Origin of the sequence: Marinilabilia salmonicolor JCM 21150, from assembly GCF_000259075.1 — a bacterium.
In the GTDB taxonomy this organism is placed as follows: domain Bacteria; phylum Bacteroidota; class Bacteroidia; order Bacteroidales; family Marinilabiliaceae; genus Marinilabilia; species Marinilabilia salmonicolor.
Window position 1 is genome coordinate 22661 of record NZ_AJKI01000067.1, and the last position, 23787, is coordinate 46447.

Sequence of the window (23787 nt, forward strand, 5' to 3'; positions counted from 1 at the left end):
ATCCTCAATTAATTGCAAACATACCACGGGTGTTCCGGCAGGTAAACGATTCCTTTATCAGTAAGCTGCCCTTCAATCCTACGAGCTTTTACAAGAGTCTTCTCCCGGAAACGACTGTAGTTAACGCGAGTACTGTCCAGACTATTTATCTTAACTTTTCCTGCTTCATGAATGAATTCTGAACTTTCCAGATATATTCCTACGTGCGTTATGCGATCACTTTTTTCATCGGGAGAGAAGAAAAGCAGATCTCCCGTTTTAAATACTTCCCATCCCTTATCAACCGGCAGGTCTTTCCCATATTCTGCCTGAAGAGATGCATCCCTGGCCAACACAATTCCGTGTTGTCGGAAAACCGTTTTTGTGAAACCACTACAATCAAGAGCCCCCATTGAAGTTCCTCCCCACAAGTACGGCGTTCGAATAAGCTCCAGGGCAGTTGCCGCCAGATCATGACAATCCAACATCTCAGGGAAATGATTTCGATCAAATGACTTAATATCGTTGACATTTACAAGCCCTTCAATCCCACCAGGGGTTTTTACTTTTATTTGAATTTTGTCCATTCCTGTTTTCTCCAAAAGACATCCGGCAACTAAATCGCCAAGAATCTTCCCGGTTTCAGAATCCCTAATTTCTGAAAAACGTCTGGTCACAAAAACCCTGGGACTTTGTTTCCATTCCTCCCATTCTCCATCTGAAATAAAACAGAGTGCCGAAACATCACACCATCCCAGATAATGGTCAGGGGTTTGAATAAAAGCCCAACCTCCCTTTTGTTTTAGCACCCTCACAGGCATCCCCATCAAAGCCTGACTGACAATAGGAGCTAAATGAGATGGAGATGAGCGCATGGTAGCAACACTTAAATCAATCAAAGCACGGGTGGAAGGCACTCCATATGGTAAGACTCTTACACTATCATGAACATGCAACCCTTCAGCTTTGAGCGAATCCAATAACATGTTTTTCAGATCCGGATCATCTACTTCGCCCCTAACTATATAGGTACTTCTGGCAACACGCTCGCATGAAATGTCAAAAACATTCTCTCTTAGATCTCCTGCTTTTTGGTCTTGAAAAAAACCAACAACTTTTTCAATTTTCTGATTATTTACGCACCCGGTGAGAAACACTGACAGGAAAATAAAAAAGGAATAAAAAACTGTTCTCATTCGTTTAAAACTTTTTAGTCATCTGATAAAAAAGAAGATTTAAAACCCAAAAGCAGATGGAACTGCTTTTCACTAATTTAAAGAACAAAAAACCCACCTGTTTTTTTGTATTACATCTTACCGAGTTCAAAATTAATGTTAATATTTATATGTGCAAACATTTTTTAAATTTTTTATACCATATAACATGTATTACATCTTATAGTGTAAAAAAAATGGTCCTTTTTATAAGAAAAACAGATCGCCACAAATGCCTAACCCTCTAACCTAAAGTGCCATTCACCCCAAAATAAGATGTCAGACGTTTTACCACCCAAATCAACCAGACCTGTTTCTTCCAATCAAATTCTAAACATTTGGTACAGATTAGGTAACCCGGAAAATCTTCCCCGGGTAAAGACACAAAAAAGGAGGCTACCAAAAGCAGCCTCCTCAATTAAAAATTCAGATTAAACGGTTAGTTCGATCCTGAATATCCGTCGTTTTGCTCAATCTCGCCGGTAGTCACATCAATCTCGGCCTGGGGCACAGGCCAATACTTGCGCGACTCGCTCCATCCGGTTAGTTTATCAGCTTTATTCAATCTGATCAGATCGTGATATCGGTCGTTCTCCCCTGCAAGTTCAAGTCTTCGTTCTGCATAGATAGCTTCTAACAGAGCCTGACCGGTAGCTGTAACATCTTCCAGACCAGCTCTGTCACGCACCCAATTCAATTTTTCCCGGGCTTCATCTTCCGCATTTGTATGGGCACAAGCCTCAGCATAAATCAAAAGCACATCAGCATATCTCATCAAACGAATATTATTTGCATTGTTACGAATTTGGGAGGATCTGTTCTCAGGTGAAACATACATCTTTTCATTATAGAAACCAGTTCGATTAAAGGTCAGTCGATCCTTTCCCTCTTCCAGATCTGCTTCTGCATCAGCAATAGCTTCTGGATCACCTGACTCTTCTGCAGTCTCAAGTGCAGCATAAAGATCCGCAAGTTCTATTTCAAACACCTCATCGGTAGTCAGCAGAGTGGCATCCCGTCTTATCTCATCTCCCTGCGATTCAAAAGCCTCAAACAAATCCTGAGTGGGTTGATTAATCCCATAACCATAAGTTATATTCCTGGGCAACATAAACAATGTCTGAAAGTTTCCATTATTCGTAAAAGCCCCCGATTCAGTCTCTGAATCATGGTAAACGATCTCAAAAATCGATTCTACTCCATGTTCTCCCTCAAAAGAGAAGATGTGAGCAAAATCAGGATCCAAGTCATACTCATCGGACTTAATTACTTCCATGGCCCAATCACGCGCAGCCTCCCAGTTTTCCACATACATATTTGCCTTTGCCAGATAAGCATGAGCCGTCCCACGAGTAACGCGGCCCAAATCTGCGTCGGCATATTCACTTTTAAGCGGAAGGTCTTCCGCTGCCATGGTCAACTCATCAATGATAAAAGCATATACATCATCTATCTCAGATTGTCCAATCTTCTCACTGGCGCTCTGCACCCAATGATCCACCACCGGCACCCGTCCAAAAGCTCTTACCAGCTCATAATGAAAGAAAGCGCGAAGAAAACGGGCTTCTGCAATCAGCCGATTCTTGAATCCAACTGAGGAGAATAAGTCATCATCCATCGAGGCAATCCCTTCAATCGCCTGAGAGGCCTTATTAATTCCCCGATAACACAACCTCCACTTATTAGTTACATAGTGCATGTCGGGTGTCCCGTTAAAATTCTTCAACAACTCGAAACCAGCATTATCTGCATCACTTCCACTATAAACAGCATTGTCACTTAATGTTTCTCCAAAGGCCCAAAGTGTCCATCCAAACCGATAGTCTTTCACATCTGAATAGGCTGCAGTAACACTATGGACAGCTTTCTCCTCACTATTAAAATAAACATCGAAAGTTTCTTCCCCCAATTTTTCCCTTTCCAGAAAGTCCTCGCAGGAAATAACCAACGGAAGAAGCATCACTATGACTATATATTTTATTTTTTTCATAACTCTATTCTATAAAAGGTTCCCTAAATTAAAACTGAATCTTTACACCAACAGTATATACCTGCGCCTGGGGATAGGTTCCAATATCAACCCCCCGGCTGAGATAATTGGTAGTAGAAACCTGACCGATTTCAGGATCAGCACCACTATAATCCGTTTTGGTCCATAAATTCTGCCCCGATACATAAAACTTTAAGGACTCAATACCAACCCGTTCAGTGAAACGACCCGGGACATTGTATCCCAAAGTGAGATTTTTCAACCTGACATAACTACCATCTTCCACGAATCGATCTGAAGTTCTATTGGTATTATTATCATCGCTCCCATTTAAACGAGGCATGCTTGTATTCGTATTTTGTGGAGTCCAGGAATTCAGCATATCTTTATGCTTATTCGTCTCATCAAAAGCATAAAGGTGTGTCTTCATGGCATTGAAAACATCATTTCCCTGCGATCCCTGAAAGAATGCATCTATTTGAAAACCCTTGAATGTCAAACCTGCATTAATGCCATAAGTAAAATCAGGAATCGGATTTCCAATTCGTGTACGGTCTTCATCATTAATAACACCATCCTCATTGGTATCTACGAACTTTAAGTCTCCCGGCTCCAATTCTGAATTGTCATCTCCCAATTGGGCGGCATGATTATCTATTTCAGCCTGAGACTGAAAAACGCCATCAGTTTTGTAACCATAGAAGTAACCAATAGGCTCTCCTTCTTCGGTCCGGGTTGCTGAACCACCATAATAAGATCCTCCTGTAATAGGCTGACCAGTCCCAAGAGACAACACCTCGTTGTTGTAGGTAGATATGTTAAAGCCAACATTATATTGAAAATCATTCGTTACCCGATCCCGATAATTTACAGACCACTCAATTCCACTGTTCCGGACAGATCCAACATTGGCTACAGGTCCGCCTTCATATCCAAAATAAATTGGAATGGGAACACTTACCAACATATCTTTAGTGTCTTTCTGGTACCAGTCCAAAGTTGTTTCAATCCTCCCGTCAAACAGCAAAGCATCGATCCCCACATTAAATGATTCCACAGTCTCCCATTTAATATTCTGATCTCTCATATTCACAACCGCATACCCCTGATCAATACTTTCATCAGGACCAAACAGATAACGGTACTGGGCATTTCCACTCATGGTTGTCTGGTAAGGATAATAACCAATATTATTATTCCCTATCTGCCCCCAACCTGCGCGTAATTTAAAAGAGGTGAGCCAGTCAAGATTACTCATAAAATTTTCCTCTGAAACTTTCCACCCAAGGGCAACGGACGGGAAATTACCCCATTTCTTACCATCAGGAAAACGGGAAGAGCCATCGGCCCTAAAGTTTATCGTGGCCAGATATTTATTATCGAAGCTATAATTCAAACGGCCCAATCCGGACGTCAATGCAACTTCTGAAGCATTTCCGGAAACATTATCCGCATCCGCAGCAGCATCAAAATACCATAAAGCTTCATCTTCATTAGGAATATTCTTTTTAGAAGCATTGATCCATTCATAAGTTCCTTCCTCCATGGTATAACCGACCATCACTCCAACTGAGTGCTTTTCACCAAAAGTTTTCTGAAAGTTCAGAACATTTTCCCATGTCCAGTAATCTCCCTTATTATACCCCCGACTCACCTCATTTTCCACATTTTGCTGATTGACATTTACAAAGTAAACCGGCTCAAAATCATATGTATCGTTTCGATAGCTATTCTGACTGTAAGAAGTTTTAAAAGTCAGCCCGGGTATAAATTCATACTGCGCATAAACATTCCCCAACAGGTTAAGTTTCTCATTCCTGGAGTTTTCATATTCAATTTGTGCTACAGGATTAGGATAGTCAGTAAACCTCGAATAATCATACTCTCCTGCAGCCTCATCTCTCCATACCGGAATCAATGGCTCAATTTTAATGGCAGTATTAATTACGCCGGTATGATAAGACCCTTCAAGAATGGATTCCTGTTCACTGGTTTGAACATTTATATTGGATCCAATAGAAAACTTTTCGGAAACATTGTAATCTGTATTCACCTTAAGGGTCCTTCGCTGAAATTCACTCCCTTTCACAGTACCTTCTTGTCCAAACCCACCCACGCTCAAAGAATAAGTGAGTTTTTCAGATCCACCCGCAACATTTAAGTTCATATCATAAATAGGAGCAACCTGTGTAATTTCGTCAAACCAATCGGTATTTTGATTTGGGTCAACTACGGAAAGATCTAACGGAGAAGTACGTGTTGCATTCATCTGCTCCTGAATGCCATACCATTCCGGACCACTGGTCGTCTCCCACTGATTAATCACTCGCTGGGTTCCATAATAAGCATTAAAAGAAACCCTGGCCTCCTGGTTTAGCTCTCCCTTTTTAGTAGAAACCAGCACCACACCATTGGCTCCCCGGGAGCCATAAATAGCTGAAGCTGATGCATCCTTCAACACTTCTATGGATTTAATATCATTGGCATTAAGAAAATCAATGTTCGGGACAGGCATTCCGTCCACTACATACAAGGGGTCGGAATTGTTAATGGTTCCAATACCGCGAACACGAACAGCCAATGATCCACCAGGCGCACCGCTATTCGAAACAATTTGTACTCCTGCAACTCTTCCCTGAAGTGCCTGATCCAAATTTGAGACAGGTTGGTCTTCAAGTTTAGAAAAATCCACCGAAGCCACTGAACCTGTTACATCACTTTTTCGCTGAACACCATATCCAACTGCAACCACCTCATCCAGATTTACAAATGCTTCTTCCATCACAACATTTATTCTCGTCTGCCCATCCACTGGAACCTCTGTCGATTTCATCCCGATGAATTGAAATACCAAAACATCATTTTCTTCAACGCTAAGCTGGAAAGAACCTTCGGAATCAGTAATTGTCCCAACAGTTTGATCAGCTTTTAAATAGACATTTACACCTGGAATCGGAACACCCTGGGGGTCATTCACTACCCCTGAGACATTTATCTGCTGGGCAAACCCCAATTGACCAAAAAGGAAGGTCAATAAAGAATACAAAAATAATTTTCTCATAAATACTTGGATTTTAATGATTAACAATGTACTACCTAAAAAACAGAATTAGTCTTACCAACGGAGTGAGTTGGCTTAACAGTCCGTTTTCAAACATTCATTTTTATTTTAAAGCAGGAATTCCATTAGCCTGAAACACCTTCTTAATCTTAAAAAGTAAAAACAAGTGTATTCTTATATTACATATTACAAAAATATAAAACTAATGTTAATTATTCAAAGCACAAATAGTTTTAAAGACTTTATGAAAAAAAACACAGTTATTGAGATAGTATTCTACAAAAGCCCTTTAGACTGCAAAACAAGCCCAAGAACAAACAAGAACTTCCGGCTCGATATCCTTAATAATTAGAGAATAGTAATTTCCACCAAGACCCAAAGCACTCCATCGCAGCCTATTTCACACCATTCATGAAGATTAATACATCAGGAATGGAGCATCCATCCACCTTGCCAGCATGTGGAAATGCCTTTCTGACGGACTGTGACGATGAATATTATTTTCGAGCGTGCTCCCCATATTAAACAAGACAGCTTATTAACACTGCCCGATTTTAAGTAATGGGTTTCTCAAACACAGAAATTTATCTTTCCAATTCGGCAAAACTGCAATCCCTTAATAATTAATCAACTTCACCTGGAAGTGTTGCATTCACCTTACTATCAACCCATGGCATCAAGATCAACATTAACAATTGGATTATCCTTTTTTATGCTTACTATCAACATTACGTATGAGATATAAGTTTCTTAAAAATCTTATTACATTTACAACTTGTATTATATGTTACAAACACACGGTTCGTTTTTTAAGAAAACAACAACAAAATTAACGCAGAAGGACTTTAACAATCGCATAAAAAGAATGAATACATGAAAAAATTAGTATTTATCCTGCTTGCATCACTGGTTACAACCGCGCAGGCCCAGGTAAAACCCGGAATTGAAGTTTTAAAAGAGCAAAACTTTGAGATACTGAAAGGGAAAAGAGTGGGACTTATCACAAATCCGACAGGGATTGATGCCCAACTGAATTCTACCATCGATATTTTATTTGAGGCCCCCAAGGTGAACCTTGTTGCACTCTATGGCCCTGAACATGGTGTAAGAGGGAATATCGCAGCAGGAGAAAAAGTTAAAAATGCCACCGACAGTGCTACCGGAATCCCTGTTTACAGTCTATATGGAAAAACACGAAAACCTACACCTGAGATGCTCGAAGGAATCGACGTTCTGGTTTACGACATTCAGGATATCGGCTCCAGATCATACACCTACATCAGCACGCTTACTTTAGCCATGGAGGCTGCTGCAGAAAATGACATTGAATTCGTGGTATTAGACAGACCGAATCCCCTTGGAGGAAATAAATTTGAGGGACCAATGACAGAACAGGATTTTATCTCTTTTGTTAGTCAGCTGCCAATAACCTATGTGCATGGTTTTACTGTTGGGGAACTGGCAATACACATCAATAACAACAATCTTCTTCACGGAGGCATAACAAGCAACCTCACCGTAATAGAAATGGAGGGTTGGAAACGCAACATGAACTTCGAAGAAACAGGACTTCCATGGGTTCCATCCTCTCCCCACATCCCCCACGCACATTCTGCCTATTATTATCCGGCATCTGGCATTTTGGGCGAATTATATGTTTACAATATTGGCGTGGGCTACACTTTGCCCTTTCAGTTATTTGGAGCCAACTGGCTGGATGCTAACCAACTTGCCAAAAAGCTACAGGCCCTGGAATTACCAGGGGTTATGTTTCGCCCGGTCTACTTCAAACCTTACTACAGTACTTATAAAGGCGAAGAAATTGAAGGTGTTCAGGTTCATCTCACCGATATTGAAAAAGCCCCTCTGTCGCTTATTCAGTTTTATGTGCTTCAGGAAGCCTACAAGATGAACCCCGGAAAAAATGTTTTCAAAATGTGTGATCCATCGCGCCTGGGTATGTTCGACAAGGTTTGTGGAACCGATAAAGTACGAAAGGCATTCTCCAAAAACTTCAAAGTAGAAGATATGATTGAAATATGGAATAAAGATATAGATCATTTCAGGAAATTAGCGGAAAAGAGCTTTTTATATTAAACAAAAGTCATAAAGACCTTCCTATTAGCAACTATTAGAAAGAGGGGCAGTTTTCGATAAATACGAAAACTACCCCTCTTTTTCTATCCTATTTAACTTTAAACCCAACAAGCCAGTCAATGACCCCTGCTATAATACAAAATTTCATCGTACCAGGTCTCCCACCACTCTAAGCCAAACTTTCGACATCAGACTTTAATAAAAATCTTCCTTTTGTAAAGTACGTAACCGATCAGCCAGAAGAAAAATATGTGTGTAAGTGCATACAACAACGATCCGTTCATATTACCGGCAATGGGCACAAAAATATTCTGATAGAGCCATGCACTTCCCCTAACAACTGAGCCGTCAGCGGTTTCAACTTTTATTAGTATGCCCAGCGTTCGTGCCCATAAGCCAGACAGGGCATAAATAAACAAAGGATTCACACCAAATACCACAAAAAATGATGTCCATTTTTTATATCCCTTAATATCGATGATGAAAACCAAAAGCGCCAAAAACAAAGCGGCCAACCCGGCAGTATAGAGCACATATGAACTTGTCCACAATGGCTTGTTGATGGGAAAAATGACTCCCCAAAAACGGCCAATAACGGTTGTTATCAAACCATACAATGCCAGGCGACCAGGAACCTTTGCGCGCTCGGTATTTTTTATAATCACCCCTGTCAGATATCCCAACAAAACGGTAACAATGGCAGGAACGGTACTCAGCAAACCTTCAGGGTCAAAAGGAATTCCAAACCCGGTATAAAGATGTTGCTCACCTAATATCGCCTTATCAAAAGGAATTACTGCATTGCCTTCCAGGCTGTAAGGTTCAGCTCCGCCAAACCAGGCCAGGATACCCCAATAAATCAGCAATATTCCCCCTCCGATGAAGGGGATATATTTGCGGGGAGCAGACAAGACTATCAGAGAGCCGATGCCATAGGCCAGAGCAATCCTCTGCAACACCCCCATTATACGCAAAGTGCTGAAATCGTGCGACCATTGTGGAAAGGAGTTAAGAAATAATCCGATGACAAAAATCAGGAGGGTTCTTCGCCCCAGTCGTTTTAATGATTCGGAGTTTAAAGCCCCTCCATATTTCCCGAACGAAAAAAACATGGAAACACCTGCAACAAAAAGAAAAAACGGGAATACAAGGTCGGTGGGAGTACACCCATGCCAACTGGCATGACGCAAAGGCGCGTAAATATACTGCCAGCTTCCTGGTGTATTTACGGTAATCATTAATGCGATGGTCATCCCCCTCAATACATCAAGGGCCAAATATCTTTGTGATTGTTTCATTCGTTTAAAATTTTGTAATTAACTGACAAAAACCTAATTATAAATCTGAGAACGAATGGAATCGCTTCGCTCTCCCATAATATTTTTTAAACAGATTCTTGGACCTCCCATCGGCCGCCAAAGGCTTGTCGACGGCCCGGCGCTAAAGCTTCAGCGACACGTGGTTTGTGAAATTTATGCTTAAAAAATATCATGCTCGTTTCATCAATAATTATTTTGATAACGATTTATTTTTAAAAGCTCAATATCAGTAAGATTTTATCACAACTAATAAAAGAGCAGAAAATAAACCATCCTACTTTCTTATTAATTTATTCCTTCTCAACAAAAAAATCATGTTCGTCCTGCCATGGAACCAAAGGAGATTGATAAAAGTCAATCCCAAGTGCTTTGAAACGATTTTCATGGCGACCCAGTCGTTCTTTATATTCATCCCAGGATCTCTTTGAAGGATCTGTCCACGCAACCTCGGCATAACCTGGCAATCTTGGAAAAATCAAAAACTCCACGTCATCCAGGTCCTCTACTGTTTCAGACCACAAAGGTGCTTCAACTCCTAAAATATCCTTTGAATTAATATCGTCGATAAGTGTATCCGGAGACCAGATATAGGCATCATCCACTTCTGTAAATCCGGCCCAGGTCAAACCTAGTACAGTGGTAGAATCGTACTTCATATCCATATAGGCATGTTTTGAAGGCGACATTATGATGCTAGCCCCTTTTTTAACACCCATCGAAGCATTCTTTTCCCTGGCCCAAAACTGAACCACATCTTCTGAGTTAATGTCGGCGTGAGCTACCTCATCCCATCCAATCATTTGCTTACCATAGGATTTAACAATCTCTCTGGCACGATTTACAAAATAAACATAATCGTCTTGTTTCGTGGAATGAGATTCATCACCTCCGATATGAAAATAGCGTCCGGGGGTAATTTCTGAAATTTCACGAACCACATCATCTACAAATTCATAAACCACTTCTTTATCGGTACACAGGGTACTGAATCCTACCTTTATGCCTGTATAAAGCTCTGTCACTTTTCCATCACAATTCAATTCAGGATAAGAGGCTAAAGCTGCATTAGTATGACCAGGCATATCTACTTCCGGTACAATCATAATATAGTGCTCTTCAGCATACCGGACAATCTCCTTATAATCCTCTTTTGAAAAATAACCTCCTTCGCCACCTCCCACTTCCGTGCTGCCTCCATGACTGGTAAGATTCGGCCATGATTCTATTTCAATACGCCAACCCTGATCATCAGTAAGGTGAAGATGCAAAACATTCATTTTATACAAAGCCAGATAATCAACAACACGCTTAACCGACTCAACATCAAAAAAGTGACGAGCAACATCAAGCATTGCACCTCTATAACCGTATTGAGGCGAATCTATAATGGTTCCAGTGGGTAAAAGCAGCGGTTCCTCAAATATTCCTTCAGTCTCAATGTTTGAGGGCAACAATTGACGAAGGGTCTGAATTCCATAAAAGTTTCCCTCTTCTCCAGAGGAGGCAATGGTCACTAACTTTTCTGTGATACTAAGTTCGTAAAACTCATTCGAAGGGTTGTTTTCTTTTTCTTCCACTATGGTCAAAAAAATATTGCCCTCCCGGGGTTTACGATTTGTTTCATTTATTTCTATTTCAAACCCTGTAGCATTTCTCAGCATTTCGGCCAGAAAAATGGCATTTTTCATTAACCTCTCGTTTCCACTCTGAACGTAAATGGAGGTGCCATCGTCCAAAACAAATGTACCACTTGTTGCAGCCACCGAGTCGGGTCTGGGAATCACACTGTTTATTGACATATCCGTAGTAGGATATGCCTTCTTGCAGGAAGGCGCAAATAATAACACCCCGCCCAAAGTCAAGATTGCAAAAAATAAAAACTTCATTTTCATCCGTTTAAAATTTGTTTATTAAGGTCGGATGGAACTCGCATGCAAGAACTTATAAATGCTCTCTCATAGCAATCGTTGCCATGCTCGTTTCAGCCGATTAAAAATATATACTACTCCCGGATCTAACAGTCTGCCTCCGACACACTGAAAAAACCACTGTTAGAACACTAGTGTCAAGTCAAGCATAGTCTGACGGGCCAAACCTTGCTCTTTCTACCTTGTGCTTCTCAAAAAAAAGACTCACGTAGCTATGGCTATGCTTACTTTTTTGTTGATTTGCATAAGGTGAAAAATAGCGGCGGCTTACCCGATATTCTTCACTTGACTTGGCACTAGTACTAAATAAATTGAAAACCTGACAAATCAAGATTCACTATCTTTTCGTCTTGAAAACATCAGCAGTCCTAAAAACACCAAAAGTCCATTAAGCATCAACAGTTCGAAACCAAATTTATAGCCTCCGAGCCATTGTTCCGAATTGGAACTGATAATGTAACACAATATGGGAGAGAGCACGCTAATAAAAGGGACAAACCGGTCTCTGGTGCTGCGCTTTGTCAGAATACCAAATGTAAACAACCCAAGCAGAGGCCCATAAGTATATCCGGCAGCTGTAAAAACTGAGTTCACAACACTCTCATCGTTAATAATCCGGAAAGCCACAATTACCAGAAACATAATGAAGGAGAAAGCTATATGCACTTTGATCCTCATTTTTTCGGTGGAAGGTAATTTGGGATCAACTTTAAGAAAATCTATGCAAAACGCAGTGGTCAATGCTGTAAGGGCCGAATCGGCACTGGAATAAGCTGCAGCTGTTATCCCCAACAGGAAGAACACTCCCACGACCGTTCCAAAATATTTTATGGCCAGAAGCGGAAAAACATCATCCGTTCGTTGAGGCAATTCAATGCCCATATCTGCGGCATAATGATAAAGCATTACCCCGAGACCCAGAAACATCAGGTTGGTTAAGACAAATGCCAGACTGAACCAAAAAAGGTTCTTCTGAGCCTCTTTCTGGTTTTTACAGGTTAGGTTTTTCTGCATCATATTCTGATCCAGGCCGGTCATCACAATGGTAATACCTATTCCTGCAATAAACTGCTTAAAAAAGTTTGTGCCCGAACGCCAGTCCCAGTCAAAAATTTCACTATGGGGATGATGGTCAATAGCCTGAACCATCTCTCCAAAACTCATATTCAGTTGCTGAAGAATAACGACTATGGTCACAATCACCGACAGCAAAATAAAAAAAGTCTGCAGAGTATCGGTCCAGACAACGGTTTTAATACCTGCCTTGAAGGTGTAAAGCCAGATGAGTGTTATGGTGGTAAGCACTGTTACCCAAAAGGGAACCCCAAGCGCATCGAAAAAGGAAATCTGCAAAACCCCGGCAACCAGGTAAAGCCTAAAAGAAGCTCCAATCGTCTGGGATACAATGAAAAAGAAAGACCCTGTTTTGTAGGATCTCAGTCCAAACCGTTGATCGAGATAAGTATAAATCGAAACCAAATTACGCTTATAGTAAAGTGGCAAAAGCACCAGAGCAATAATCCAGTAACCCACAAAATTACCCAGGATAAACTGGAAATAGCTCCAGCCACTGTTGCCAACTTCACCCGGAACAGATATAAAGGTGACGCCCGAAATGGTGGCTCCAATCATTCCAAAAGCCACAAGATACCAGGGCGATTTTCGATTCCCTGTAAAAAAGGTCTCGCTATCACTGTTGCGTGAAGAAAACCAGGATATTAGAAACAAGGCTGTAAAAAAGCCCAGAATGACCAGTAAAACAAGTGATGTGCTCATAGTTTTTAGTAATGAGATTGAGAATGAGATTGAGGCTGTGGTTAAGATTAAAAAAGGAAGCTGTCTCAAAAGTACAAAACATTAATGGCTTGTCATGTTGATCGTAAGCGAAACATCTGTATATCAAACAAAAAGATTCTTCGACAAGCTCAGAATGACATCAAATTTGGACTCTGGTGGCTGCCTCTTGCCAAACACCGCAGAGACTGTGTCTCACTTCTCAACCTTAACCTAAGATTTATTTCTTTAGACTTACATCTTTAAAAAACTCCGTAACCGACTCTAAATTGGTATGACTCATGGCCGAAATCACAAAATAATACTTTCGGGGATGTGTTTTACAAGACACTTCAAACGTCATTTCATTGCCACCGGTAACGGCAAAAATATTCTCAGGATTCCCGGTATTGGCCTGTTTCCTTCGCTTAAACTTATAGACAACAAAAGTTTCATTATTGGATCCCGGTTCCCAGGTCATCTGAATAGAATCACCCACCAACTTGATTTCCGGATTTTGTGGGACCTCAGGAGTCACTTGTGCTACTCTGGGGTTAACAGGAGGTAAAGCTTCATAACGAAAAGCTCTTCTCAGCAATTTCTCCTTTAATCTGCGGGGATTATTGCGCAGCGATTTCGCACTGAAAAACATACTCCCATCGATATTGGGATAAGTACGATTCAGGTTAATTTGCTTAAGAATCTGCCGGGAAGAGCGCCATTCCCGATCTTTTGAATCCCTATTGATGCGGTAAAAAGCCTGTCCGATGTAAAGCCGGCACCCGAGGGCATTTTTACTCCACCAATCGGCAATTATGGCATAATCGGCCACCTCTTTCCCAATGTGCCAGTATATCTGTGGTGTAATATAATCAATCCATCCTTCCTCTTGCCAGCGCAGGATATTGGCATACAAATCATCATAATTGGTTTGTCCGGCTCTGGTGGCAGACCCTTTTGGATCCACCGATTGGTTGCGCCAAACCCCGAAAGGACTGATTCCAAAGGCTACAGATGGGTTTACATGTTCTATGGTGTCATGCAATTGCTCAATAATCAGGTCCACATTGTCCCGACGCCAATCATCCTTTTGGTCGGTTGTAAAACCGCGGGGATACATTTCAAATGCTTTCTGATCAGGGAACTCTTCCCCGGAAATACGATATGGATAGAAATAATCATCAAAATGAAGGGCATCCACATCATATCTTTTCAGGACGTCAGCCACCACCGTTGCCACATGATTGCGGGTCTCAGGCAAACCGGGATTGAAATACCTTGCTTTACCATAAGTTACAAAACACCCGGGATGTTGATTAACGGGATGATCCACAGCAATGGAAGCTTTTGCTGTATCAACCACGGCCCGGTAAGGGTTTAACCAGAGATGTATCTCAAGTCCCCTCTTTCTCCCCTCTTCGATGGCAAACTCCAGCGGATCGTAATATGGTTCAGGAGCCTGCCCCTGCTCTCCGGTAAGCCACTGCGACCATGGCTCCAGATCGGATGGATAAAAAGCATCGGTGGATGGACGAACCTGAAATATTATTGTATTGAGATTGTATTCCTTGGCCAGATCAAACAGCTCCAGCATTTCGTCTTGTTGAATATCAACAGAAAGCCCGGATTTCGAAGGCCAGTCTATATTTGCCACTGTGGCAATCCAGATGGCGCGCATCTCGCGCTTTGGATATTCTCTGGCTTGCAGTGAAGCAACAAAAAGCGACAGGATGAAAAGAAGTGTTAGTTTACGTAACATAGTATTATGGATATTGGCCCCCTATAAACAAGCCCCCTAAATCCCCCCAAGGGAGACTTCAAAAAGGGTCTGAAAGCTTAGAAGGCCTGTTTTGAGATTTTATTTAGGACAAATCCTCAGAAATTTATTTTTCACATATGATAATTTAACCTCATCCCCACAGTCCCCCTCCAGGGGGATTTAGGGGGCTATTCTCCCTTTGGGGGATTTAGGGGGCTCTTCTTAATACCAAAAGTGGGATCAATTTTCAGGAACTTAAGAACAATAAAACCGGGGATGGTACATATCACAACCCAGATAAAGAAATTCTCATAGCCCACAATTTCCTGGATCCAACCAGAAATCATTCCCGGAATCATCATGCCAAGAGCCATGAGTCCTGTACAAATAGCATAATGGGCAGTTTTATGATTACCGGCCGCAAAATAGATCATGTACAGCATATACGCAGTAAAACCAAATCCATATCCAAATTGCTCAACAGCTACAGATGCAGAGATGAGCCACATGCTCTGTGGAGTAGTATATGAGAGATACACAAATACAAGGTTGGGCAAATTCATTGCAAAAGCCATTGGCCAAAGCCAGAATTTGAGTCCGTGCTTAGAGGCAACCAAACCACCCAGAATACCACCCAGGGTAAGGGCAAGGATTCCGATTGTACCGTATATGAGGCCTACATCTCCGGTGGTTAGTCCTAAACCACCCACTTCGCGTGCATCCAGCATAAACGGAGAAGCAAGCTTTACAATTTGAGACTCTCCCAGACGGAACAACAAGAGGAATGCCAGTGCAGGACCTATATTCTCTTTGGTAAAAAAAGATTTGAAAGTGGCAAAAAATTCAGAAAACAGGTTTTCACCTTCTGCATGAACAGTGGCATTGTCTGATGCAGGACGTGGCAAGATAAACCGATGATAAAGAAAAAATACCAAAAACATACCAGCCAGAATCACAAAAGTAATGGTCCAGGCCAAAGGAATATTACCCGAACGCCCCTCGTAAAAAGCAGTCGTTGCCTCGTCCAGTTTGGAATCCAGCTGAACCACTACCCAGGCCGTCTCCTGCCAGTTAGAGGGATTTACCTCAATGCGTTCTCCTTCTATTAACTTAATACTCTCATCGCCTCTGCGAATACCGGTATTCAGGACAACTGTTTCACCTGTTTCAGGTTTTTTGGTTAACCGCACACCCACAATTCCAATATTCCCGGGATTTAATGTAGATTCTACCACCTCATCCCTCCCAAAAGCAGACTTCAGCTTCTCCTTTAGAGGACCGGACACATAGGTGGCAAACAATCCATCGTCTTGCTTCACCTCTTTTGACTTTTCTGGCAATACAAAACCATTGGCAAGGTTTTCGCTTTCTGTCCATTGAATGAGACTATCAATGGTCGCTCTTTCTGCTTTCTTGGTAGGAATCTGAAAATCATCAGAAGTCAGCACAAATGCCATTTCATCACTTTTGACTTCCTTCCCGAATTCAGGAACCCTAATTTCAGCCGGTTGATCGGGCCTGGCATGCACGGTAAACTCGATGGGATCCAGTCCTGTATGAGTTTCAAAAAACCCGGCCAGGATAATGAGTAATCCTTGTCCGGTAATCATCGCAACGCGGTAAAAGGTACTGCGAATTCCGATAAAATAGGCCTGTTTGTGTTCATCCAGCGCCAGCATATAAAACCCGTCAGCAGCAATATCATGCGTAGCCGAACTGAATGCCAACAGCCAGAAAAATGCCAGCGTATATTGGAAAAAATCAGGCACAGGAATGGTAAAGGCCACACCAGCCAATCCTGCACCCACCAGTATCTGCATGATCACAATCCACCAACGTTTGGTCTTCAGCAGATCCACCACCGGACTCCACAGCGGTTTAATGACCCATGGCAGATAAAGCCAACTGGTGTACAAAGCAATATCGGCATTAGATATCCCCAGGCGCTTATACATAATGACCGAAACGGTCATCACAATTACATAAGGAATACCTTGCGCAAAGTAAAGAGTAGGCACCCAACTCCAGGGTGAACGGTTTTTTGAACCCATAGTACCAAAAGTTTATCTGTCACGCCCGATACGACCGTGATCGCACATTTATAATTTCTCAAATCGATAGCCACGACTTCGAAGCTCATCTATAATATCTCCAATATAATTGTAAAATTTATCCTCCCTGTCGACATGCACCCCAGGGTGCATCAATAACAAGGTCCCATTCAGACCATTCTCTTCTTCAAAACTCCAGAGCCTTTCAAGCAATTCCCGGCTGCTTTTGTAATTCGGCATATCTGGAGTTGTGTAATCGGCATTGGTGCCAATACCCGGAGTAAACGACACTACCTGCATTCCATAATTTCTGCTCCAGGCAACAATGTCCCTGTTGTACCATTCATAAGGCGGCATAAACCACCGGACAACTTTTCTGGAAACCCCTTTTTCTTCGATGGCTTTAAGATTCTCCTCCAAATCGTTTTTAAATTGCTCGTAAGAAACCAGTAAAGAATCTCTTTTCTCCCAATCTGCATATAATAAGTGATCATTGGAATGAGGTCCAAGATAGTGGTTTGAGCCAATAATACGAGCGATTACCTCTGAGTTTCCCGGCTTTTTTAAACAATTACCGGTAAGAAAGAAAGAGCCCTTCACATCCCTTTGCTCCAAAACACCCAAAATATGAGAAGCCCCTTCGAAATACTCATCCGCAGGAAATACAAGATAGACCAAAGGTTGGGTCGCATCCAAACGGACAACCGCACCTTGTGAATCTCTATCTAATTCAGGTGTATTGTAAGTTTCCATCGACGACAGGTAATAAACCAAAGATGCGGTGCCGTCCATAGTTGGTTCATTCGTGGAGTAATCGCCAATATCATCGTGATAAACTGCTTTCCCGTTTTGGAAAGGTGCATATTCGTCCTCTTCCAATAAACCAACCCCTCTCAGACCCTCAAATATGGTTTTATAAACAGGTCCGTCAACCAAACCGCCAACGGTATTTTCCTGCAGCAACAAAGGAAAAGCAGAATGCGGCTGAGTTGGAGCGTCCGCAACCCCTGGAAATTCGCAAATCATCGCCGTGCCCCAGGGATTACAACCAAACAGCCAGTCACGCAAAGCAGCCTCCATTTCCAAAAACTGCTGATCCCCGGATACTTCGTGATACAATCTGGCCTGGGTCAAAGCGGCCGTCACCAAATTGTTGGAACACCAAATAAAGGGAATGCCAATCCTGAACGGATCGGAGGCTGCTTCTTTTTCCAAAGCCAACAACCCTTTCCTCATAAAGTCTGTATATTTCTTTTGTAAATGCTCATTGCCCTGGCTGGCCATCATGTAATGCCCCACATTCACAAATGGATAAAACTGATAGTGGCGAGCCCCGTGAAATTCAATCCAGGGCGTAACGGGCTCCACCTCTCCCCAGAAATCACCGACTTCCAGCCATTTTTCCAGGCTGTCATTCTCGGCAAAAGCTAACGCAGAAGCTCCCAGCTCCATGTCATCCACATAGTTCTGCTCTTCATAAAAATAAGGCGAAACATAACAGGCGGTCTGTACAGCTCCGGGAAACTGTTCCCCAAAAGATAAAGCCTCTTTTGCTTTTTGCAGCATCTCGGCAGCCCAACCAGGATGTTCCTCCTTAAAAACTTTAGCAGCCAGTGCAAAGGCAGAAGCAAATTTACCAGCCGTAGAAGCAACTCCGGTGGTACGATTCAGGTGCGGGCCCAACCCCTGTCGCTTGCCTGTAACATAATAAACAGGTCTTCCTATCGGGACATCATAGTCCACTGAGTCCATATTTGGCAACCGGTAACCTGCATGATCCCGGTCATCTGCAATCTGATTGTACATCTCCCCGGGTGCAGGATTCATGCGCATGAGCCACTCCAATCCCCAAACGGTTTCATCCAACACATCGGGCCGACCATTGGGGCCTTTATGTCCATTGGCATCGTATACATCCTTAAAGACTCCGGGATTCTTTTCATATGCAAACAACATTTGAAAAACCGCGTTGGCCGAAGTGTTGGTGTATTGCAGATAGTCAGAAGCATCGTGCCAGCCACCATGCACATCAATATATTCACCGCTTTTTTCGGGATGATCCACAATGGTGCCATCGTGCACATGACAACTGTCTTTCAAAAACGGATTGTATCCACATCGCTGCTGTCGCATATAGTTCAGTAGAAAATCAGCCGCCCCTTCATAAACGTCATATCCGATGCGGAATTCAGGTGAACGAAATTCTGAAGATTCGATAAAATAATTTCCCGGTTGAGTCACCTCTGAAAAACTGAGTCTAAAAGCCGTTTTCATGCCCCACACAGAACCGTCTTCAATTCGTGGGGTTCCACTAAAAACAACCTCCCCCGATCCCGAGGCCTTTACCTGGAAACTTTCCGGCGAAACTGCTTCATCTGAAATCATTACTGCCACTTTAGGCGTATTGGGAATATACCCAAGCTGATTTACACGAATCCACCCTTCTGCAAGCAGGGTACCTGTAGAAAGACAATAAATCGCAACCGGAAGTAAAATTCGTTTCAGACTCATAATGACTGATTGTTAATTAGTTTATGGCTAACATATGATGCACTTTTCGTTTCTCCTCGCTGGTGCGAAACTGATTTCAACTACAATCTACCACCTCGCTGGTGCGGATTTCTTTGCTTAACAAAGCGTCAGAGCCGAGCGGTAATTCGCACCTTCTCTTAAAAGTGGATATGCAATCCACTTTTGGGTAAAAATTTAGATTTTTGATTTCTTTTAAACAGGAATACAAATCCTGAACTATTAAGACGCGGATTGCAAATCCGCGTCAGCGAAGGGATCTGACATCCGCATCAGCTTCGACCTACAAATAAGGAAATCAATAACGCTTTTCCAACGCAGCCCCTCTGAAATAATGAGTCAAAATCTCCTGATAGGAATAACCTTTAGCTCCCATCACCGCAGCTCCAATCTGACACAAACCAACACCATGGCCCCAACCTGCACCAATCAGAGTAAAAGACTTTGGAAGGCCCCCTTCTCCCGCTTCTTTCTCAACCACAAAAGCAGAGCTGTAAAGGTGAGATTCTGATAGCGCTTTACGGATTTCCAATTCTTTTCCAATGGTCAATTCTCCTTTGGTTCCAACAATTTTAAGGCGAATCAGGCGACCAGATTCACCCCGCTCTACCGGAATCAGATCCATAACATCTCCCAGGTCCAAATCAATTTTCTTCTTTAAAAGCCGCTTCACATCTTCCTGACTCAGAGTTACTCTCCAACGGTAAAAATCGGCGGTTTCCTGATCGTAATCGTTAAGCACCTGCGACAGCACTTCTTTATTCTGAGTATTACAGAAAGCCGGGGGATTACCGGTAATCCACTCCTGAGCAGCATCTTCCTGCTTTAAATCCAACTTGAAGCCCTCGGGTGTAAAATCATTGTCAATCACCTTGGTGAGGTATGGGTGATTGACAGGCTCCCAAACATTCTCAAAAACTTCGGCAATACCTCCGCAAGCTTTAGAGAACCGGGCATCGCAGATTGCATTATCGTAGATTAATACTTCTCCGAAAGTATCAGCAATGGACGCCTCCACTTCTTTAGTAGAAGCCCTGGTTATTCCCTGATATCGCTGACAGTGATCATCGGCACAAACGTCAAAGTTGATGTGATCCTCCCGGTCGTACCATTTGATCTTTTCGCCTTCTCTTTCGATAACCGTTTCGTAGGTTCCGGTCTCTTTCAGCTTTTGCTCTTTTTCCTTCTGTGCCATCAACCAACTGCGCGAAATTACAGCATGGGCCCGCAACAGCTGCGGTGAAGATGTAGCACTCATCTCGGAAGATATAACACTTACCAGGTAATCCTCCATCGGAAGCCGGTTAACCGCGGTTAAATGCCCATCCTCACTAATGATGCGCAATGTCCCCTTAAACCGCTGGTCTTCTTTTCGTTCCCAGTGAAAATTAATTCCAATCACCACATCTTTCAGTTCAAAGCTGGCCTCCTCATAATTCACAGGTTCAAATTCTACCGGCAAGTCGGATGAAATGGCCTCTCCATTGATCATTATGGTAATGGTTCCATCCTCCAGGAAAGCTTCACCTTTACCCTCAACCACTTCACCGGTGGCCTTCAACTTATAATCCCCATCCAACAAAAATGAAAATTCAGGCGCAAAAAGCACCCCTACTTCTATATTAGGTTGCATAATCTTCAGATTTTATTCTTGAAATATCTTCTTTACCAATTCCCAGTCGTTTTTATTCAAGGTTACCTGCTTAAAGATATCCTCTACAAGATCGGTGTTTAATTTTTCAAAATCTTCCTCTCTTGGCGTAATGAGGACTCCCCCAAAATCAACAGAAGCCGGGCTCAACACAATTTGCTCCCCGCCTTCAGCATAAAACTGACGCGGACGGTGTCCCTGACGGGGAAACACAACCAAACGCCAGGTGCCTTTATCCCACGAACACAGAATATTAAGCATAGGTTCCTCCTCATTTCGTTGAATTGTATCCAGAAAACGGTAAACCCGGTTAAACCAACATTCTATCTCATCGGGTTGCTCTCCTTCAAAAACCAACGTCTTACGCAAATAGTTATCCACGCAGAATACACGTACATCCCTGCGATCAATCAACAATGACTTTCGTGGATGAAGCTGAAACTCTTCCTCAATGGGCATAAAGCCTTTATTGCCCGCCTGAAAGTGAAAATGATCAGGAGCACTGGCACCACATCTGGGGCCATTATAGAAAAGAACGAATCCAGGGAGTTCCCGGGCCAGCATCATCATATCCGACAACCTTCCTTTGATACGCTGGTCGGTATGCCTCACATGAGGAATGGTAAGATGCCTTGGAAAGATGGGAAAGGGATTCACCAAAATGAGGTAATCATCCCGAAAAGCCACTTTATTTTGTTCCGGAGGTAAATTGTCCTCGCAAAGAAAACATTTCCGTTCCTGAATAGATTTGGCATCCACTTTGGCAGCTGAAGACCTGATGCGTGCTGGATTGAACTGCACTCTCATCTCTGTCGCAGAACCAAATTCAAGAGAACGAATTTTTACTTCACTCAACCCTTCATAATTCCCTTTGGCCATTGGCCAGTTGACCATCTGTTCATCAATCAGTTGATCAACTTTTTCCTGCAAAGAGGCATTCATGGAAACATCTTTCGACATATCTACTTTCTGTTTTTAGCAATCCGGGCCCACAATTCCATGGTTCTCACCCTGTCTTTGTACAAATTATGGTTGTTCATTTTAACAATATCCAAAGAAGCATCTGAGTTATCTTCCCAGCGGCGACACATATAAAGTGACCTGTATATGCGTCCGATTTGATAATCACGTGAAATCGCCAATCCTACTGCGTAGTCTTCTCCGTAGCTCACATTAGGCACCCGGATTTCTCTCAACGCAGGCGTATAAAAAGCACGGGGAGCACCCAGTCCGTTGATGCGCAAAGCATTGTTCCGCCCATTATCGGGGGTCCATTCTTTGTGGTCGATCAATCCGGGAGGTATCTCTTCCAGTTTAAAATTCACCATCTGATAGGAACCGATTACCATAGCGCAGTTTTGTTCATAAAATGCATCAACAACAGTTTGCATAACGGAGTCATCAGCATATAAGTCATCACTATCAAGCTGGATGGCGAACTTACCACAAGACTCATGCATAATGGCCATATTCCAGCAGCCTCCAATGCCAAGGTCTTTGCGATCGGGAATAACATGAATCAAACGATCGTCTTCATCCGCCAGTTTTTTCAATATGTCGGTTGTCCCATCATCCGAATGGTTGTCGACAATAATTAAATTGAATTTAAACGAAGTGTTTTGGCTGAAAACAGATCTTACCGCATCTTCGATGGTTTTGGCGCGATTACGCACCGGAACAATCACTGAGGCCTCCACCGGGAAATCCGATTCATCAAACTTTACTTCTTCGAATTCCGGCTTAAGATATCCGCCTATAGCTTTTAGATGTTCGGTACAGGCAACTTCCATTTCAATCTGAACGTCCCGGTTTTTAGGATCCACATAGTCGAAAATCTTTTCCCCTGATTTACGTGTATCCGTTTCCATTTCGGTATATAGAAATTCCGGCAAACGGAAGAGCTTATGATTCTGAGACACTTTGAGTCGAAGGTCATACAGTCCCGCAAATTTATAGTCGGCTTTCATTTTGTCTGCGGCTTCTTTTACCACTGCCGACGGGAAAAGCAGCAACGAACCAAAGTTAAAGTCGTCTCTTAAACTTCCGTCCTGATAATCAATTACCGGATTTTGCATCCTATTACCTTCCTTCAATGCAAAGTAATCGGAGTAGATCATTCCCGCCCCGGTATATTCAGCAGCCTGAATCATGCGTTCCAGGGACAAAGCACCCAATTTCAAAGGAAGCGATTTGGCATACAGCAAAACATGTGAAGAAGCCTCAGCTCTTTTTGCTATTTCTTTCACCATATGAGTGGAATTAAGAACCGGCACTTCAAACGAGTCAACGCCTTCCGGCAACTCTGCTCCCTTACTTTCAGGGGTGATCATTACATAAATTCCGTCAACCAGACCAACTGCTTTCAGTTCATCAATGGTTTGCTTAAGATCGGCCGGTTCGGCCACCGGCAAAAAACATGAAATCTTGTTATGCATA

13 protein-coding genes are annotated in these 23787 nt (G+C 42.6%); 1 reads left to right on the top strand and 12 read right to left on the bottom strand.

The features are described from left to right. Positions 1–8: 8 nt before the first annotated feature. The 3 genes from W7W_RS0121300 to W7W_RS0121315 all read right to left on the bottom strand — a co-directional run bounded on the left by W7W_RS0121300 (position 9) and on the right by W7W_RS0121315 (position 6244). Positions 9–1175 (bottom strand): C40 family peptidase, encoded by a 1167-nt coding sequence (locus tag W7W_RS0121300; RefSeq protein WP_010665635.1) that lies wholly within the window; start codon positions 1173–1175, stop codon positions 9–11. Between the two features lie 457 nt (positions 1176–1632). Then, positions 1633–3183: a RagB/SusD family nutrient uptake outer membrane protein gene (locus W7W_RS0121310; protein ID WP_148660924.1), complete on the bottom strand. Its 1551-nt coding sequence runs from the start codon at positions 3181–3183 to the stop codon at positions 1633–1635. Positions 3184–3211: 28 nt separating this feature from the next. Then, positions 3212–6244: a SusC/RagA family TonB-linked outer membrane protein gene (locus tag W7W_RS0121315; RefSeq protein ID WP_010665637.1), complete on the bottom strand. Its 3033-nt coding sequence runs from the start codon at positions 6242–6244 to the stop codon at positions 3212–3214. 873 nt (positions 6245–7117) lie between these two features. On the opposite strand from W7W_RS0121315, the gene W7W_RS0121325 reads away from it, so the two are divergent. After that, the gene (locus W7W_RS0121325; protein WP_010665638.1) at positions 7118–8341 is read left to right on the top strand and encodes an exo-beta-N-acetylmuramidase NamZ family protein; all 1224 of its coding nucleotides are present in this window, start codon (positions 7118–7120) and stop codon (positions 8339–8341) included. Positions 8342–8529: 188 nt separating this feature from the next. Here W7W_RS0121325 and W7W_RS0121330 read toward each other — a convergent pair whose 3' ends face one another. The 9 genes from W7W_RS0121330 to W7W_RS0121375 form a co-directional block, all read right to left on the bottom strand. Further along, the gene (locus W7W_RS0121330) at positions 8530–9639 is read right to left on the bottom strand and encodes an acyltransferase family protein (RefSeq protein WP_010665639.1); all 1110 of its coding nucleotides are present in this window, start codon (positions 9637–9639) and stop codon (positions 8530–8532) included. Between the two features lie 311 nt (positions 9640–9950). Beyond that, complete coding sequence (locus tag W7W_RS0121335; protein WP_029510719.1) at positions 9951–11546, bottom strand: beta-N-acetylhexosaminidase; 1596 nt, start codon at positions 11544–11546, stop codon at positions 9951–9953. A 369-nt stretch (positions 11547–11915) separates the two neighbouring features. Further along, the gene (locus W7W_RS0121340; RefSeq protein ID WP_010665641.1) at positions 11916–13364 is read right to left on the bottom strand and encodes a sodium:solute symporter; all 1449 of its coding nucleotides are present in this window, start codon (positions 13362–13364) and stop codon (positions 11916–11918) included. 238 nt (positions 13365–13602) lie between these two features. Next, positions 13603–15120, bottom strand: coding sequence for a glycoside hydrolase family 10 protein (locus W7W_RS0121350; RefSeq protein ID WP_010665642.1), 1518 nt, complete (start codon positions 15118–15120; stop codon positions 13603–13605). 188 nt (positions 15121–15308) lie between these two features. Then, complete coding sequence (locus W7W_RS0121355; protein ID WP_010665643.1) at positions 15309–17171, bottom strand: MFS transporter; 1863 nt, start codon at positions 17169–17171, stop codon at positions 15309–15311. Between the two features lie 48 nt (positions 17172–17219). Further along, positions 17220–19682 carry a glycoside hydrolase family 9 protein gene (locus W7W_RS0121360; RefSeq protein WP_010665644.1) on the bottom strand — a complete coding sequence of 821 codons (2463 nt, stop codon included), beginning with the start codon at positions 19680–19682 and terminating at the stop codon, positions 17220–17222. Positions 19683–19998: 316 nt separating this feature from the next. Continuing rightward, positions 19999–21333, bottom strand: coding sequence for a SpoIID/LytB domain-containing protein (locus W7W_RS0121365; protein ID WP_010665645.1), 1335 nt, complete (start codon positions 21331–21333; stop codon positions 19999–20001). 12 nt (positions 21334–21345) lie between these two features. Beyond that, the gene (locus W7W_RS0121370; RefSeq protein ID WP_010665646.1) at positions 21346–22311 is read right to left on the bottom strand and encodes a DUF4922 domain-containing protein; all 966 of its coding nucleotides are present in this window, start codon (positions 22309–22311) and stop codon (positions 21346–21348) included. Between the two features lie 2 nt (positions 22312–22313). Beyond that, positions 22314–23786 (bottom strand): glycosyltransferase family 2 protein, encoded by a 1473-nt coding sequence (locus tag W7W_RS0121375; protein WP_025007127.1) that lies wholly within the window; start codon positions 23784–23786, stop codon positions 22314–22316. Position 23787: the final 1 nt, after the last annotated feature.